Consider the following 17,903-nt stretch of genomic DNA (forward strand, 5'->3'; position numbering starts at 1 on the left):
GTAATTACACAGAAGGAACTGATACCCTCGTTCAAACATCCATCGTTAAAGACGGAGAGAAAGGTGAAGATGGAAAAACTCCTGAAGTAACTGTAACACCAGGAAAAGATGGACATAGTTCTGACATTACATTCACTGTTCCAGGAAAAACTCCGGTAACAGTAAATGTTAAAAATGGCGAAAATGGTCTAAATGGGAAAACTCCAAAAGTTGATCTACTACGTGTTGAGGGACAAAATGGTAACCCATCTCATACAATCGTTACATTCTACACTGATGAGAATGGCGATGGAAAATATACTGTGGGAACTGATGAACTTCTAGGTTCTGAAATGATTAAAGATGGAGCTAAAGGTGCTGACGGACGTGATGGTAAGTCATTGCTCACTGTTAAAGAAGGTAAAGAAACAAAAGTTTATCAAGAAGATCCAGCAAATCCAGGTCAACCATTAACTCCTGACAGACCTCTTGCAGTCATTAGAGATGGGGTAGACGGAAAATCACCAACTGTAACTGCTGCTCGTAAGGAAGAAGTTGATCATAAGGGAGTAGAGATTACTGTCGATAATCACGATGGTTCACAACCGACTACAGTATTTGTTCATGATGGAGCTAAAGGTGAAACTGGAGCGAATGGTCAAAATGGACAAACACCTACAGTTACAACTCAACGTGGAGCAGATGGACATAGTACAGTTGTAACCATTACAATACCAGGAAAAGAACCAGTAACATTTACAGTTAGAGATGGTCTAGATGGACATAATGGTAACAATGGACGAACTCCTAAAATTGATTTACAACCATATATGAATGGAGAAGATTCCTTTAGAAGAGCAAGAAGAAGTGTAGGAAATAACCCGGATGAAGTATCAGGACATCCTAATTCTAGAGCAACATCTTCTGATAACGCAGATGGTACTCATGTTACAGTTTATTTTGATAATAATGGAAATAATCATTACGATCCGGGAGTAGATGAGTTAATCAGTGAACGTGATGTATTGAACGGAGTTAATGGAGAAAATGGTGCTAGTGGTAGAGACGGACGTAATGGATCTGAACTTTTAAGTGGAAATATTGCACCAACTCCAAAAGATGGAAAAAATGGAGATACTTATATTGATAGTTCAACAGGAGATGTGTATAAAAAACAAAATGGAGCATGGAACAAGACTGGCAATATAAGAGGACCTCAAGGAGCAAAAGGAGATACACCAGAAGTTACAGTTAAACCAGGAACAGATGGACATAGTACAGATATTACAATTACAACACCAGGAAAAGATCCTGTTACTGTAAATGTAAAAAATGGTAAAGATGGAAAATCTCTAATTGCTAAAAAAGAAGGTAATGAAACTAAAATTTTTGTGGAAGATCCAGAACGTCCAGGTCAACCATTGGATTCTACAAAACCACTTGCCACAGTTTTAGATGGGCTAAAAGGTGATAAAGGTGAAAATGGTGCAGATGGCAAATCACCAGTTGTTACTGTAACAGATAACGGAGATGGAACACACTCTATTACCGTTCGAAATGGAGATGGCTCTGAATCAACTACTAAAGTTAAAGATGGTAAGGATGGTAAAACAGCTACTATCACCACAACTGAAAATCCAGATGGAAGCCATACAATTACTGTAACAAATCCAGATGGAACTTCTAAAGAAACAGTTGTTAAAAACGGTAAAGACGGCAAGACTCCAAAAGTTGAAGTAACAGATAATAACGATGGAACTCACACTGTTAAAGTGACAGATGGAGAAGGTAATATTACAAATGCTATTATCAAAGATGGTAAAGATGGTAAAGCTGCTTCAGCTACAACAAGAGAAAATCCAGACGGAAGTCACACAGTAACAATCACTAACCCAGATGGAACTAAGAATGAATTTGTTGTGAAAAATGGACGTGACGGGGTAGATGGACGTACTCCAACAGCATCTGTTCGTGATAATGGAGACGGAAGTCATACAATTGTTATTACAAACCCAGAAGGTGTTACAACTGAAACAACAGTACGTGATGGTAAATCACCAAAAGTTACTATAACTGATGAACAAAATGGAACCCATAAGATTTCAGTTCTAAATGGTGATGGAACTACTACTGAAACAATCATTAAAGATGGTAAATCACCAATAGCAACTGTGACAGATAATCATGATGGTACTTATACAATCCGTGTAGAAAACGGAAATGGAACTATCTCTGAAACAACCATTCGTGACGGTAAATCACCAAGTGCTAAAGTAGTAGACAATGGGGATGGAACTCACACAGTTACTATTGTCAACTCTGATGGTACGACTACAACTACAACAGTACGTGATGGCAAATCACCAAAACTAGAAGTAATTGATAACCACAATGGTTCACATACTATTAAAGTAACAGGAACAGACGGTAAAGAAACAAGTACAACAATCTTTGATGGTAAATCACCAAAAGCTAACATCGTTGATAACGGAGATGGAACTCACACATTGACAATCGTTGATTCTGATGGTCGTGAATACAAATCTATTATCAAAGATGGTAAAGATGGCAAAGATGGCGTTTCACCAACTGTAACTGTTAAAAATAATAACGATGGAACTCACGTTGTTACAATCATTAATCCAGATGGAAGTAAGACAGAAATGGTGATTAAAGACGGTAAAGATGGTAAATCACCAAAAGTTTCTGTTGAAGATAATGGAAATGGTAGTCATACAATCACCATCATCAATTCTGACGGAACTGTGACAAAAACAGTTGTTAAGGACGGTAAAGATGGACGTGATGGTCGCGACGGCAAAGACGGCAAAGATGGTAAATGTGGATGCCAAGACAAACCGGTAACACCATCAAATGACAAACCAGTTCCTCCAACACCTAATGTGCCAGAAGGACCAACGTTTGCAATGCCAGAACCACCAGTTTACGAATTGCCAGAATTCAACGGTGGTATGCCAGGAATGCCAGAAGTTGCTGAAGTACCAGAATTAGATATTCCAACAGTACCAGCGCAACCAACACCAACTATACCGACACCAGAAGTGCCAGTACAACCAACTCCAGTTGTTCCAACATCAGAAGTACCGGTTAAACCAGTACCAGCGGTTCCAGAACAACCAGTAGTACCAACATCGGCTCAAGCAGCAACTCCAGTAAATGCTAACCCAGTAGTACCAACTACAGATAAAGAAAACCATGGGAACAAATTACCTGAAACTGGAAGCCAATCTGATTATATCTCTGTTCTTCTAGGTAGCAGTATTCTATTGAGTCTATATGTAGGACGAAGAAAAGAAGATTAATCAGCCAAAAGCAGTCACTAATTTCCCGAAAGAAGATGATAAGTGATAGATATCGAATGAAAGAATATTCTTAGAATGATTTTCCTATAATGGAAAAGACTGCTAAAAACCTTGAGTGGTAACGCTCAAGGTTTTTTTGGATGGCTGATGTTTGTCTGAAAATCTTGATTGAGTCTAAAAATGCTACCCTATGAGGTGGCTATAATTGATTTAGACTTTCTAAAATTTTCTATTTTTTACTGAATCGCTGCGACCAAGTCTTGAGCTTGTTTTTCAAGTGAGTTTAGGACGGTTTCTTCAAGAACCAATTTTCCGTCTGCCCAAGCAGAGTCATTAACACGTGCAGCAGTGAAATCACCAACGACTTGTGTACGGATAAATGGCAAGAGGTCTTTGTAGATAGAAAATAGTTGATCGTGACCTGCATTGGCTACAGATGATACTGTGACGAACTTGTCTTGAAGGGCAGAAGCACCACGTGTATCAGATAAGTCAAGGGCACGAGATAGCCAGTCAAGCAAGTTTTTCACTGTTCCAGGGATAGAGAAGTTGTAGACTGGAGAGAAGATCCAGATGGCATCCGCAGCGAGAACCGCTTCACGAGCAGCAGCTACAGCTGGATGAGTTGGAACTTCCAAATCTTGGCTGAAGAGAGGAAGGGCTGAATAATCAAGGTAGCTAACTTCCGCTTTACCAGCAAGTGCTTTCTCAGCTTCGAGAGCCATTTGGTGGTTGAAAGAACCTTGACGTAGTGATCCGACGATAAATAATACTTTTTTAGACATGATGTGTCTCCTTTTTCTTAAGTTTCCGAGAACTCTCTCGTTGTTATAAAATATATTACAACAAAACAAAAGGACTTGCAAGAAATTTGCTCAGAGTCTATTTGAGAAATATAAAATTGCTGAAATTCTAGTCATTTATGACTAAAAAAGTAAGAACTGTTTTTTGGATTCTGGTTTGCATTTGATTTTCGAAGAGTATTCTAACATTCTCTTGTAATATGATGACATAAGTGCTAAAATAAACAAGAAAACTCGCAATAGAAACCGTGGAACGGCTATTTTCTGGTATCATTTCATAAACAATTAAACGAAAATAATGGCATTGAAGAATGCTTCTAAAAGGGGTGGAGATCATGTAAGATACAGATTAACAAGTGACGGACAAAAGAAATAATAATACACTTGTTAAAGGAGAAAAAATGTTAATAAGAAATTATCGGAAAAATATTGGCCTGATGGCCGGAGTTGAGTTTTTTGCATTTCTAGGGATTACCAGTTTTTGGATTCTCTTTCTCAGTCAAAACGGAATGTCTCTTTGGCAGATTGGACTTCTGGAGAGTATTTTTCATACTACCAGTCTTCTCTGTGAAATTCCATCTGGAATGTTGGCTGATCGTTATTCCTATAAGATCAACCTTTATTTAAGTCGAATAGCAGGGATTGTGTCTTCTATTCTCATGTTGGCTGGGCAGGGAAATTTTTGGATTTATGCACTAGCTATGGCGGTAAGTGCCTTGTCTTATAATTTTGATTCAGGCACAAGCGCAGCAATGGTCTATGACTCGGCTGTAGAGGCTGGACTCAAGAAGTGTTACTTATCTATTTCAAGTTTTATGTCAGGAGTAGCAGAAGGAACTCGGTCTTTGGGGACAGTGTTGGCGGGATTTTTTGTCCATGGTCAATTGCACCTGACCTACTATATCATGATTGCGACTTCTATCATAGTTCTTTTCCTGATTTGGATGCTGAAAGAACCTAGTATCAAGCTAGAAAAAGCTGATAGTGTGACCATGAAACAGATTATTTGGACTGTTAAGGATGAGTTGAAGCGAAATCCCATGCTTTTCAACTGGATGATTTTGTCTCAGATTGTCGGAGTACTCATGTGCATGTTTTATTTTTACTATCAAAATCAGTTACCAGATTTAAGTGGTTGGCAAATTTCAGCAGTTATGCTACTTGGTAGTCTCTTAAATATCGTCGCAGTCTATCTAGCGAGTAAGATTGGAAAGAACTATGCTGCCTTGAAACTTTTCCCTATCCTCGTCCTGCTGACTGGAGTTACCTACCTGCTGTCCTACTTTGGAACACCTCTAATCTATATTTTGATTTATTTGATTAGTAATGCTCTATATGCTCTTTTTCAGCCGATTTTTGACAATGATTTGCAAGAGCGCCTTCCAAGTGAAGTAAGGGCAACCATGCTGAGTGTCTACTCTATGATGTTTAGCCTAAGTATGATTGTATTCTTCCCACTGACAGGCTGGTTGATTGACAATTTAGGTTTTGTAGTAACATTTCTTTATCTAGGATTCTTTTTAGTCATGATTAGCCTTCTACTGGCTATATTTTTAGGAAAAATGGCTAAAAGAATGGATGAAAAAATTATTTCCTAGATTAAAATAATTTCGGAAAACTTGAGTGCCAAGCTCAAGTTTTTTAATATCTTGATTTCGCTTGTGTCTTTACTTTTCTTACTCGGTTTTAAATAAGAAAAATCGGTTTGCTTTGAAGGAAGAAATAGAATTGGTTTCTTATACTCAATGAAAATCAAAGAGCAAACTAGGAAGCAAGCCGCAGACAGTACTTGGGTACGGCAAGGCGACGCTGACAAAGTTTGAATTTGATTTTCGAAGAGTATTCTTGCATTCACTTGTAATAAAGCAAGATAGATGGTAAAATAGACGAGTGAAAAAAAGACAAAACAAAGCAAAAAATAATCTACTGTGGCAGTATGGTCTAGGGATGACGATTTTATTTGTGGTTATCAGTGCTTCCTTTCTGTATCTGGTTTCTCTCGGCATGAAACCCTATCAAACAGCTAAAAGTGAAGGAGAAAAATTAGCTCAGCAGTATGCAGGATTAGAGCAGGCTGATCAGGTTGACTTATACAATGGCTTAGAATCCTATTACAGCGTTCTTGGTCGCAATAAAAAACAAGAAGCACTTGCTGTCCTGATTGGAAAAGATGACCATAAGATTTACGTTTATCAGCTAAATCAAGGTGTTTCACAAGAAAAAGCAGAAGCTGTTTCTAAGGAAAAAGGAGCTGGCGAGATTGATAAGATTACCTTTGGCCGTTATCAAGATAAGCCAATCTGGGAAATCAAGTCAGGATCTGATTTTTATCTAGTAGATTTTGAAACAGGAGCATTGGTCAATAAGGAGGGCCTATGAAACTATCCAACCGTGTTTTAGAAATGGAAGAAAGTGTCACTCTAGCTAGTGATGCGAGAGCAAAGAAGTTAAAGACTGAAGGAAAAGATGTACTTTTCTTAACTTTAGGTCAGCCCGATTTCCATACTCCCAAAAATATTCAAGATGCAGCTGTTGCAGCCATTCGAGATGGACGTGCTTCTTTCTATACGGTAGCTTCAGGTTTGCCTGAGTTAAAAGCAGCAGTCAATACCTATTTTGAGCGTTATTATGGTTATTCCGTAGAGGCCAACGAAGTCACATTTGCTACAGGTGCTAAGTTCTCACTCTATACTTTCTTTATGGCTGTAATTAATCCTTTAGATGAGGTTATTATTCCAACTCCATACTGGGTTAGTTATGGAGATCAGGTTAAGATGGCAGAAGGGCTTCCAGTTTTTGTTCAAGCCAAAGAAGACAATGATTTTAAAGTTACGGTGGATCAACTAGAACTAGTTAGGACAGATAAGACAAAGGTTTTGGTTCTCAATTCACCATCTAATCCGACTGGTATGATTTATACTCGTGAAGAATTACTAGCTATCGGAAATTGGGCAGTTGAGCATGATATTCTGATTTTAGCTGATGATATATACGGCCGCCTTGTTTATAATGGAAATGAATTTGTTCCAATTTCAAGTCTGTCAGAAGCAATTCGTAAGCAAACCATTGTTATCAACGGTGTATCTAAAGCCTATGCCATGACGGGTTGGCGAGTTGGTTATGCGGTAGGTGATCCTGAAATCATTGCAGCTATGAGTAAATTGACGGGACAAACAACTTCAAATTTGACATCTGTTTCTCAATATGCGACTATTGAAGCCTTAACAGGACCACAGGATTCTGTTGATATCATGCGTCAGGCTTTTGAGGAGCGTCTCAATACAATTTATCCGCTATTATGTGAGGTCCCTGGTTTTGAAGTCGTTAAGCCACAAGGAGCCTTCTATCTCTTCCCAAATGTTAAAAAAGCCATGGAGATGAAAGGTTATACGGATGTTACTGACTTTACAACAGCTATTCTTGAGGAAGTTGGTTTGGCACTCATAACAGGAGCAGGATTTGGAGCACCAGAAAATGTACGTCTCAGCTATGCGACAGACCTAGACACGCTTAAAGAAGCAGTTAAACGCTTGAAAGCATTTATGGAAAAATAAAAGAAAAAGAAAAGGAAAAATAATGACAAAACGTGTAACGATTATCGATGTAAAAGACTATGTTGGTCAAGAAGTGACGATTGGGGCTTGGGTTGCCAACAAATCAGGAAAAGGGAAAATCGCCTTCTTGCAATTGCGTGATGGAACAGCCTTCTTCCAAGGTGTGGCCTTTAAACCAAACTTTGTCGAAAAATTTGGTGAAGAAGTGGGACTTGAGAAGTTTGATGTTATCAAACGCTTGAGCCAAGAAACTTCTGTTTATGTGACAGGGATTGTCAAAGAAGACGAACGTTCTAAGTTTGGTTATGAACTCGATATCACAGATATCGAAGTGATTGGTGAATCACAAGACTACCCAATCACACCAAAAGAACACGGAACAGACTTCTTGATGGATAACCGTCACTTGTGGCTCCGCTCTCGTAAGCAAGTAGCGGTGATGCAAATCCGTAACGCTATCATCTACGCAACATATGAATTCTTTGACAAGAACGGCTTCATGAAATTTGATAGCCCAATCCTTTCAGGAAACGCGGCGGAAGACTCAACTGAACTCTTTGAAACGGACTACTTCGGAACGCCAGCCTACTTGAGCCAATCAGGTCAGCTTTATCTAGAGGCAGGGGCTATGGCCCTTGGTCGTGTCTTTGACTTTGGTCCAGTTTTCCGTGCTGAAAAATCAAAAACACGCCGTCACTTGACTGAGTTCTGGATGATGGACGCAGAGTACTCATACTTGACACACGATGAATCACTTGACTTGCAAGAAGCTTATGTAAAAGCTCTTCTACAAGGTGTTCTTGACCGTGCGCCTCAAGCCTTGGAAACCTTGGAACGTGATACAGAACTTTTGAAACGCTACATTGCAGAGCCATTCAAACGTATTACTTACGATCAAGCTATTGACCTCTTGCAAGAACATGAAAATGATGAAGATGCTGACTACGAGCATCTTGAGCATGGCGATGACTTTGGTTCACCACACGAAACATGGATTTCAAACCACTTTGGTGTGCCAACATTTGTCATGAACTACCCAGCAGCCATCAAGGCCTTCTACATGAAACCAGTTCCTGGAAATCCAGAGCGCGTGCTTTGTGCAGACTTGCTTGCACCAGAAGGATATGGAGAGATCATCGGTGGATCTATGCGTGAGGAAGACTATGATGCATTAGTTGCTAAGATGGATGAACTTGGCATGGATCGTACAGAGTATGAATTTTACCTTGACCTTCGTAAATACGGTACTGTACCACATGGTGGATTTGGTATCGGTATCGAACGTATGGTAACCTTCGCAGCAGGAACAAAACACATCCGTGAAGCTATCCCATTCCCACGTATGTTGCACCGTATTAAACCGTAAGAACAGGAAAACGCCCATGTGGCGTTTTTTTCATGGAAAGGTCTAGAAACGAAAGAAAATATTATCAGGTTTTCAAAATCTTGATAATATGCACTTTTCGTGAAAATATTTACTTCCTTTTCTTATAAAATTGAATTTGTGCTAGAAACATACTACCAGTTGTTCAGAATAGAGTTTCGTATCCTAGTACATTAATTTTATTGTTTAAAAACTGATGTATGTACTACTTTCTTCAAGGAAGTATTAGATTGAAACCATAAATATATATAAGCATGAAACTTGAATTAATAATAGTGGCATGATACAATATTAAGTGATATTGATAATTATTAGGCAACCCTTTTTAAAATGATAACCTCTTAATATTACTAAAAAATTTAAGGGGGGGGGGCTTTTTATTTGTCTGGATATTTCAATTCAATATTAAAAAGTATGCATAAAGGAGGTTGTGACTCTAAATGAAGGGTAAACAACAAGATTTTAGAACGGAAAAGTATATTCGTTATGGTATTCGTAAATACAGTTTTGGAGCAGCATCAGTAGCGATTGCGGCTGGTTTAATGTTCTTAGGAAATGGAGCAGTTTCAGCTACTGAACAAAATCCAGTTTCAGACTCTAAAGAAAATATTCAAAAAGTAGAAAATGCTTCTCCAGAATTAGGAGCAAGTACTATTCAGTTGACAGAAAAGACAGCTGAAACACCTAAGAAAGAAGAAGTTCAAGTAAATAAGTCACTTCTTGAAACGAGTATTTCAAATTTAGAGACTGCATTATCAAATGCTAAGTATGCGGATGCCTCAGTTGTAACCAATGCTCGTGAAGCCTTAGCTACTGCGAAAGCTGTTTTGGCAAATGAAACTGCCAAGCAAGAAGAAGTAAATATTCAAAAAGATATTCTTTCTTCATTGAAAACAGTTGTAACAGAATCAAACAAGCTAGGATTAGAAACAAAAGAGGCTGATAAAGATAAGGCAGCAAAAGAAGAAGCAGAAAAAAACATCACACCAACAGAAAAAGCTGTTTCTGCTGTAACAACTATCTTGACACAAATTTCTTCAGAGGCTGATGTAACCAATACACTTGCCACTACAGAACTTCGTAAGAAAGAAGTATCAGAAGAAAATAGAGTAGCAGTTGAAGCAGCGGTTGCTAAAAACCAAGCGGTACTTAACGAATCAAAAGTACTTTTAGCTGATAAGAGCGTTACAAAGGAACAAGTAGATGCTCAATTAGCTCGCTTAAATGAATCAATTCTTGCAGTTTACAGTGAACTTAAAAAAGCAGGAATTGGTCGTGATGGTAAATTTGAGGTGGCCTTAGCTGATGTAGCTGAAAGAGTGGACGAAGCACCATTAACAGAAGCTGAACAAGGTGATCACTGGAAAAAATATGCTGAAAAAAATACAGAACGTTTAAAACACCAAATTAAATGGTTCGATATCACAAGTAAAACAGCAGTCGTTGAAAATCTTGGAGACGGTGGAAAACTACAAGTTGGAACCAAGTTCAAACAAGAATTGACTCCTGGATATGTTGTGGAAATGGAAGTTACAGCACTTAAACCATTTAACTCAACTGACGTTTATAAAGAACGTGGAGGAGCAGGTTATGATCCTAACGCTCAAAACGTGTATAAAGACGGTACACCAGCAGAAGTAAAAGTAGTTCGTCAAGGTGGATATTCTGTAGCGAAAACAAATGGAATTGATACAGGTGGTACGACAGTAATCCAATCTGTAAAAAATGGAGCGAACGTTGGGGTAGAATTCAAAGTTAAAGCGACTTTAAATGGTAAAGAAGTACCAGCGAACGTTGTATTTGCTACAGGGGAAGAAGCGGGTTCATCTGAGATTGAAATCTACAAAACTGATGGGGATGGATTCGAATTAGTTACTGAATTATCGAATAAAAACTATCGAGTACCAACTGCTCGTTCTTATACTGCAGAATCATACGATAACCGTTATAACTTAACTCCAGTAGGAAATGGTCAAGGTCGTCAATTAGGACAATCTTACTCTATCGAAGGAAGAGGAAAAACAGCCTTTGAACCATTTATCGCTGATAAAGCAAAAGGTTTCCGTTCAACTGAAATTACAGAAGAGACAGTATCGACTGTAACAGACAAAGATGGAACAGTTTATAGTGATGGGTTAGGAACACAAGTATTTGGACCAGCGGTTACTCACCGTGATTCTGGTATGTCTACACCAGTTGTTTTAACGCGTAATGCTAAAAACCTAGGGGTTTATATCCTATCAAGCGGTCAACAAGGAGCTATGTTCGGATTCATGGTATTAGATGATGGGGATGCTCCAGCCTCTTATGGTAAAGTAGGTCATGCAATCGCAAAAGGTGCTGGAATTACTCAACCATACTTAGGTTCAAAAGAGCCAGATATCGATATCCGTACTGAAAAAATTACAGATGAAACAGCCTTCAAATATGACGATGTGAATGGTGAAGGTGGAGACGAAGGTGCTCGCCAATTAATGGGTGATAAAGTAGAACAAGGCGATAACTACAAACTGAAAAAAGTTAATGACGGTACTTACTCATTGACATTTGATGCTCACTTAGGTGGCGGTAAAAATGCCTTCGTAAATGGATGGATTGACTTTAACGGAAATGGTAAATTCGATGAAAATGAAGGTGCTGGAGCTGTTGAAGTAACAAAAGATGGAGAAGTAACACTAACTTGGACAACTCCTGTTCAAAACGTAGATGTAACTGCGACTAAATTAGCGACTCGTTTACGTATCGCAAATGATAAAGCAGACGTTAAAGAAGCGACAGGAATTGCATACTCTGGGGAAGTAGAAGACTTCCAAATCCAACAAACAATTCCACCACGTGGTACAAAAGAAGAAACGTACGATGTTCAAGGAGCGACTCAACGTTCTACTATTAAATTCAACGCTTATGGAAATAAAGACTATAACTTTGAAGAAAAAGCAGCTATTGACGAAACGGTTCAACCACAAATCGTTAAAGCTGATGGTTCAGTTGTAACAGAAGCTGAATTAGTAGATGGTTACTATGTAGTACCAGGACAAGGTAAATACAAAGTTACAGCTAAAGGAAAAGACGTTAGTGTAGAATTCGTTCCAGAAGCTACATTCGTTGGAGATGCAGACGGTATTACAATTCGTCGTACAGATACGAACGGTGCTACAACTGGATGGGGTAAAATTGGTAAACCAATCATCAACGGTGAAGGTGATAACAGAGACCAATTAACATTAATCAGTGAACAAGTAACACCAGAAGGAGCTTCAGAAAAAGGTTCAATGGATGGACGTTATATCCCTCACGTAATGAAACGTGAAATCGTAGATGGAATAGAAAAATCTAACGATATTCAAGGGGCAAAACAAACAAAAACTCCTGAATTCAAAGACACTGCAAATAACAAGATTACTCCTTCAGAAGAATTCCCAGCTAAATTAGTGGATCCTAAGACAGGAAAACCAACAGATGAAACTGAAATTCCAGCTACAAAAGATGGTAAACCAATCGGTACTTATACGATTACTCCATCAACAGGTGAAGTAGTATTTACACCAAATAAAGACTTTACAGGTGAACCTGATCCAGTTAAAGTATCATTTACAGGTAAAGTTGGGGTAGACAAAGACGGACAACCCGTAACTTCAACAGGGACAGTAATTTACCAACCTAAGGTTAAACCAGTCACACCGACTGCAGAAGGTGGAGAAACTACTAAACCTCAAGGTGAAACACAAGAACAAGAGATTACATTTACTCCAGGTAAAAACACTGTTACTTACTTAGATAAGAACGATAATAAAGTTGAAGTTGAAAAATCAGTACCGATGAATCCTGATGCTTATACATTATTAGGAGAAGATGGACAACCAGCTAAAGAAGTTCCAGCAAAAGATCCAAACGGAAATGTTGTGGGAACATACACACTTAACGTGGTAGATGGAGTACCAACTGCGGTATTTACACCAACAGATAAAACTTATGTTGGAGATGTTAAACCAGTAACAATCCAAGGTGAAGATGAAAATGGTACAAAAGCAACAGCTACGTACACACCACACATCACACCAGTAGAACCAACAGCTAAAGAAGCTGAATCTACTGCAAAACAAGGAGATGTTCAAAAAGGAATTCCAACATTCACACCAGGTTCAGATAAATCAACAATGAAACCTGAAACATTGACACTGGTTGATGACAGTGGAACTCCAGTTGAAACATTACCAGCAATGGATAAAAAAGGGAATAAAGTAGGGGATTACACAGTAGATAAAACTACAGGAGAAGTAATCTTTACACCAACGGATAAAACATATGCAGGTGCAGTATTACCAGCTCGTGTTCGTATGAAAGACTCAAACGGAACACCAGCAGAAACAAACTATACTCCAAACATCGTTCCAGTAAGACCACAAGGGCAAGCTGCTGAATCGAAAGCACCTCAAGGACAAACTCAAGAAGGAACAGTAACATTTACTGGAGGAGAAGTTACAGTAAATGGTACAAAAGAAACAGTTGCGATTCAAGAAGGAAGTGCAAGACTATTAGATCGCGATGGAAATCCATTAGAACCAACTGCGAAACAAGACGTAATGGGACCAGATGGTAATAAGATTGGGGAATACTCAATTGACCCAACAACGAATAAAGTAACATACACACCAACTGATTTACAATACACTGGTGCAGTACCACCGGCAGTGGTTCAAGCGTTAGACGTAAACGGTACACCAGCGGTTACAACTTATACGCCAAGTATTATTCCACAAACACCAACTGCAGAAGAAGCAACTTCGATCAAACCACAAGGACAAGTTCAAAAAGGAACGGTAACATTTACTGCAGGGTCAGAAGTGACACCAATCGTTACAAGTAAAACGACTTTATTAGATGAAAACAATCAACCAGCTGAAGAAGTTCCAGCGAAGAGTCCAGAAGGTAAAGTAATTGGTAAATATACATTAAATAAGGATACTGGTGAAGTAACCTTTACTCCAGATCCTACAGTACCGTATGCAGGAGATGTAGTTCCTGTAACAGTACGTGGAGAAGATACAAATGGTTCACAAGTTACAACAACTTACACACCATCTATTATCCCTGTTAACCCAAGTGCAAACCCTGCTAAATCAGAAGGACCACAAGGGGTAGAACAAACAGGAACTGTTGAATTTATTCCAGGTAACCCAAATAAAGAACCAGAATCACCAGCTCCAATCGTTAAATCTACCATTAAGTTACTAGATAAATCAGGAAATGAAGCTGAAACAGTAACCGTTACTAAAGACGGTAAAGAAATCGGAGTTTACTCATTAGTTAAAGATGAAAATGGAGTACCAACAGGTGAGGTGAAATTCACACCAACAGATAAAACGTATGTTGGAGAAGTTGAACCAGTAACAGTACAAGCAAAAGATACAAATAGTACTGTAGCGAAAACAACTTACACACCTAAATTTACTGGAGTAACACCAACAGGAACACCTGTAGAATCAACAGGAATCCAAGGTAAAACTCAAGAAGGTACACCAACATTCACAGAAGGTGACGTGAAAGTACCAATTAAGATTGATGAAACTCAACCAGCGACATTCTATAATCCTGTTACAAAAGAACCAATTACAGAAACTGAAATTCCAGCTACTAAAGATGGAAAAGAAGTTGGTAAGTACACAATTGATCCAAAATCAGGAAAAGTAACATTCACACCAAATAAAGACTTCACAGGAACACCAGATTCAGTGACAGTACAAGCAAAAGATGCGAATGGAACACCAACAACTGCTAAATACACACCAACAGTAACACCAGTAACACCAACAGGTACACCTGCAGAATCAACAGGAATCCAAGGTAAAGAGCAAGTTGGTGCACCAACATTCACACCAGGAAACAGCGAAGTGCCAATCACAATTACGGATGAGCAACCAGCACAATTCGTAGTAGATGGAAAACCTGTAACAGAAAAAGAAATTCCAGCGAAAGATAAAGATGGAAAAGAAGTTGGTAAGTACACAATTGATCCAAAATCAGGAAAAGTAACATTCACACCAAATAAAGACTTCACAGGTACACCAGTGCCAGCGACAGTACAAGTAAAAGATGCGAATGGAACACCTACAACGGCTACTTACACCCCAACAGTAACGCCAGTAACGCCAACAGCAGAAGGTGATAAATCAACAGGACTTCAAGGGAAAGTACAAACAGGAACACCTAAATTTACACCAGGTAACCCAGAAGTACCAATGGACGATGAAGTACCAGCAACATTCGAAGATGGAAGTACAGTTAAAGAAGTTAAAGGTGTAGGTAAATACGAAGTAGCGAAAGATGGAAAAGTAACATTCACACCAGAAAAATCATTTACAGGAGAAGCGCCAGCGGTAACTGTAAAACGCGTAGATAAGAATGGAACACCAGCAACAGCTAAATACACACCAACAGTAACGCCAGTAACGCCAACAGGAACTCCAACAACTTCTGAAGGAGCTAAAGGTGAAGTTCAAACAGGAAAACCAACATTCAAACCAGGAAATCCAGAAGTACCAATGGATGATGAAGTACCAGCAACATTTGAAGATGGAAGTACTGTTAAAATAGTAGAAGGTGTTGGTAAATTTGAAGTTGCCAAAGATGGAACAGTAACATTTACACCAGAAAAATCATTTACAGGAAAAGCACCAGCTGTTACTGTAAAACGTGTAGATAAGAACGGAACACCAGCAACAGCAACTTACACACCAACAGTTCGTCCTGATACTAAGTTTGTAGTAGTAGGAAAAGATGGAAAAGAAACAGAACTTATCCCATCTAAAGATGGAGAAAAACCATCTGAACCAGTTCCAGGCTACAAAGTTGTTAAGACTGAAAAAGATAAAGATGGTAATACAAAACACATCTACGAAAAAGTAACAACTTCATTCAAGGATAAAGAAGGAAACGAAATTCCAAACTATCCAAGTGAACCAGGAACAGTTGATAAGAAAGACATTCCAGGCTACCGCTTCGTAGAAACGAAGAAACTTCCAAACGGAGATATCGAACACGTATATGAAAAGGTTGTAACGCCAACACCTGCTCCATTTGAATACAAAATCATCACAACTTATGTAGATGAAAACGGAGAATTAATCATCCCAGATGAAAATGGTTCACATCCAGGTAAAGAATTAAAAGGATATGAAATCGTTCGTACTGAAACAGATGCGAATGGCAATGTCCATAATATTTACCGTAAAGTGACAACACCAGAAACATCAATCATCACAACATTTGTGGACGAAAATGGTAACCCAATTCTTCCAAATGAAAATGGTGAAGTTCCAGCTAAAGATATCCCAGGATATGAATTAGTAAGAACAGAAAAAGATGCAAACGGAAATGTTCGTCATGTTTATCGTGAGGTTCAAGAAACAACACAAGAGCAACCAGCGCAACAAACAGCAGTGAAAGAAGCTGAAGGTAAACGCGAATTGCCAAATACTGGTACCGAAGCTAACGCTAGCCTCGCAGCGCTTGGACTTCTTGGAGCCCTAAGTGGATTTGGACTTCTTGCTCGCAAGAAAAAAGAAGACTAAAAACTCATAGTTTTTGAGAAGATGATTCGTCATCTTCTTTTTTTATTTTAGTGTTTTTACTTGCGTAAAAAAATTTTTTCTAGTATAATAGTTTATTGTGAGCGAACCTCACTTACCCCTTGCAAAGTCTTGGGGTCATTAGACCAAAAGGAGGAACATATCAATGGCTAAATACGAAATTCTTTATATTATTCGTCCAAACATTGAAGAAGAAGCTAAAAACGCTTTGGTAGCACGTTTTGACTCTATTTTGACTGACAACGGTGCAACTGTTGTTGAATCAAAAACTTGGGAAAAACGTCGTCTTGCATACGAAATCCAAGATTTCCGTGAAGGACTTTACCACATCGTTAACGTTGAAGCAAACGACGATGCAGCTCTTAAAGAGTTTGACCGTCTTTCAAAAATCAACGCTGACATTCTTCGTCACATGATCGTCAAAACTGACGCGTAAGAAGGTAAACTATGATTAACAATGTTGTACTTGTAGGGCGTATGACACGTGATGCTGAGTTGCGTTATACCCCATCAAATGTAGCAGTTGCGACTTTTACTCTTGCAGTAAACCGTACATTTAAGAGTCAAAATGGCGAACGTGAGGCTGATTTTATCAATGTCGTTATGTGGCGCCAACAGGCTGAAAACCTAGCTAATTGGGCTAAAAAAGGCTCACTTATCGGGGTGACAGGTCGTATCCAGACTCGTAGTTACGATAACCAGCAAGGACAACGTGTCTACGTGACAGAGGTCGTGGCTGAGAATTTCCAAATGTTGGAAAGCCGTAGTGTGCGTGAGGGTCATACAGGTGGAGCTTACTCTGCACCAACTGCAAACTATTCAGCGCCTACAAATTCAGTACCAGACTTTTCACGTGATGAAAATCCATTTGGAGCAACAAATCCATTGGATATTTCAGATGATGATTTACCATTCTAATGGACAACTAAAATTATAAAGGAGAAAAAACATGGCTCAACAACGTCGTGGCGGATTCAAACGCCGTAAAAAAGTTGATTACATCGCAGCAAACAAAATTGAATATGTTGATTACAAAGATACTGAGCTTCTTAGCCGTTTCGTTTCAGAACGTGGGAAAATCCTTCCTCGTCGTGTAACAGGAACTTCAGCTAAAAACCAACGTAAAGTAACAACAGCTATCAAACGCGCTCGCGTAATGGCTTTGATGCCTTTCGTAAACGAAGATTAAAGAAAAGACCCTGACGGGTCTTTTTTTGGCTCTTTGTCAACTGTAGTGGGTTGATGAAAAGCTAAGATCTAGAAAGGACACA

The 17,903-nt window shown here is 38.9% G+C and carries 10 protein-coding genes; 9 read left to right on the plus strand and 1 reads right to left on the minus strand.

Going from position 1 to position 17,903, the window contains the following annotated elements:
* On the plus strand, positions 1-3,302 hold a 3,302-nt coding region (locus tag RWO85_RS08205; RefSeq protein WP_314415243.1), incomplete at its 5' end, for an LPXTG cell wall anchor domain-containing protein.
* 236 nt (positions 3,303-3,538) lie between these two features.
* On the opposite strand, the gene RWO85_RS08210 is transcribed toward RWO85_RS08205, so the two are convergent.
* On the minus strand, positions 3,539-4,087 hold the full coding sequence (locus RWO85_RS08210; RefSeq protein WP_314415245.1) for an NADPH-dependent FMN reductase: 549 nt from the start codon (positions 4,085-4,087) through the stop codon (positions 3,539-3,541).
* A gap of 419 nt (positions 4,088-4,506) precedes the next feature.
* On the opposite strand from RWO85_RS08210, the gene RWO85_RS08215 reads away from it, so the two are divergent.
* The 8 genes from RWO85_RS08215 (at position 4,507) to rpsR (ending at position 17,821) form a co-directional block, all read left to right on the plus strand.
* A complete protein-coding gene (locus RWO85_RS08215) occupies positions 4,507-5,703 on the plus strand; it encodes an MFS transporter (protein WP_314415247.1) in 1,197 nt (398 codons plus the stop codon).
* A gap of 292 nt (positions 5,704-5,995) precedes the next feature.
* Complete coding sequence (locus tag RWO85_RS08220; protein ID WP_314415248.1) at positions 5,996-6,484, plus strand: DUF5590 domain-containing protein; 489 nt, start codon at positions 5,996-5,998, stop codon at positions 6,482-6,484.
* Positions 6,481-7,659, plus strand: a complete 1,179-nt coding sequence (locus RWO85_RS08225; RefSeq protein WP_314415249.1) for a pyridoxal phosphate-dependent aminotransferase — start codon at positions 6,481-6,483, stop codon at positions 7,657-7,659. The genes RWO85_RS08220 and RWO85_RS08225 overlap by 4 nt, the downstream gene beginning before the upstream one ends.
* A gap of 22 nt (positions 7,660-7,681) precedes the next feature.
* Positions 7,682-9,025 carry an asparagine--tRNA ligase gene (gene asnS, locus RWO85_RS08230; protein ID WP_000167160.1) on the plus strand — a complete coding sequence of 448 codons (1,344 nt, stop codon included), beginning with the start codon at positions 7,682-7,684 and terminating at the stop codon, positions 9,023-9,025.
* A 458-nt stretch (positions 9,026-9,483) separates the two neighbouring features.
* Positions 9,484-16,614 (plus strand): Ig-like domain-containing protein, encoded by a 7,131-nt coding sequence (locus RWO85_RS08235; RefSeq protein ID WP_314415251.1) that lies wholly within the window; start codon positions 9,484-9,486, stop codon positions 16,612-16,614.
* 163 nt (positions 16,615-16,777) lie between these two features.
* A complete protein-coding gene (gene rpsF, locus RWO85_RS08240; protein ID WP_001151786.1) occupies positions 16,778-17,068 on the plus strand; it encodes a 30S ribosomal protein S6 in 291 nt (96 codons plus the stop codon).
* Between the two features lie 11 nt (positions 17,069-17,079).
* Positions 17,080-17,550: a single-stranded DNA-binding protein SsbA gene (ssbA, locus tag RWO85_RS08245; RefSeq protein ID WP_000609606.1), complete on the plus strand. Its 471-nt coding sequence runs from the start codon at positions 17,080-17,082 to the stop codon at positions 17,548-17,550.
* A 31-nt stretch (positions 17,551-17,581) separates the two neighbouring features.
* Positions 17,582-17,821, plus strand: coding sequence for a 30S ribosomal protein S18 (gene rpsR, locus RWO85_RS08250; RefSeq protein WP_000068664.1), 240 nt, complete (start codon positions 17,582-17,584; stop codon positions 17,819-17,821).
* Positions 17,822-17,903: the final 82 nt, after the last annotated feature.

It is taken from the genome of uncultured Streptococcus sp. (assembly GCF_963521865.1).
Lineage (GTDB): Bacteria > Bacillota > Bacilli > Lactobacillales > Streptococcaceae > Streptococcus.

What these genes read in the sequence shown, in the direction of transcription:
- rpsF (WP_001151786.1), top strand. Translation starts at nt 16,778, where the DNA reads ATGGCTAAATACGAAATTCTTTATATTATTCGTCCAAACATTGAAGAA.
- RWO85_RS08215 (WP_314415247.1), top strand. Translation starts at nt 4,507, where the DNA reads ATGTTAATAAGAAATTATCGGAAAAATATTGGCCTGATGGCCGGAGTT.
- ssbA (WP_000609606.1), top strand. Translation starts at nt 17,080, where the DNA reads ATGATTAACAATGTTGTACTTGTAGGGCGTATGACACGTGATGCTGAG.
- asnS (WP_000167160.1), top strand. Translation starts at nt 7,682, where the DNA reads ATGACAAAACGTGTAACGATTATCGATGTAAAAGACTATGTTGGTCAA.
- RWO85_RS08225 (WP_314415249.1), top strand. Translation starts at nt 6,481, where the DNA reads ATGAAACTATCCAACCGTGTTTTAGAAATGGAAGAAAGTGTCACTCTA.
- RWO85_RS08235 (WP_314415251.1), top strand. Translation starts at nt 9,484, where the DNA reads ATGAAGGGTAAACAACAAGATTTTAGAACGGAAAAGTATATTCGTTAT.
- RWO85_RS08210 (WP_314415245.1), bottom strand. Translation starts at nt 4,087, where the DNA reads ATGTCTAAAAAAGTATTATTTATCGTCGGATCACTACGTCAAGGTTCT.
- rpsR (WP_000068664.1), top strand. Translation starts at nt 17,582, where the DNA reads ATGGCTCAACAACGTCGTGGCGGATTCAAACGCCGTAAAAAAGTTGAT.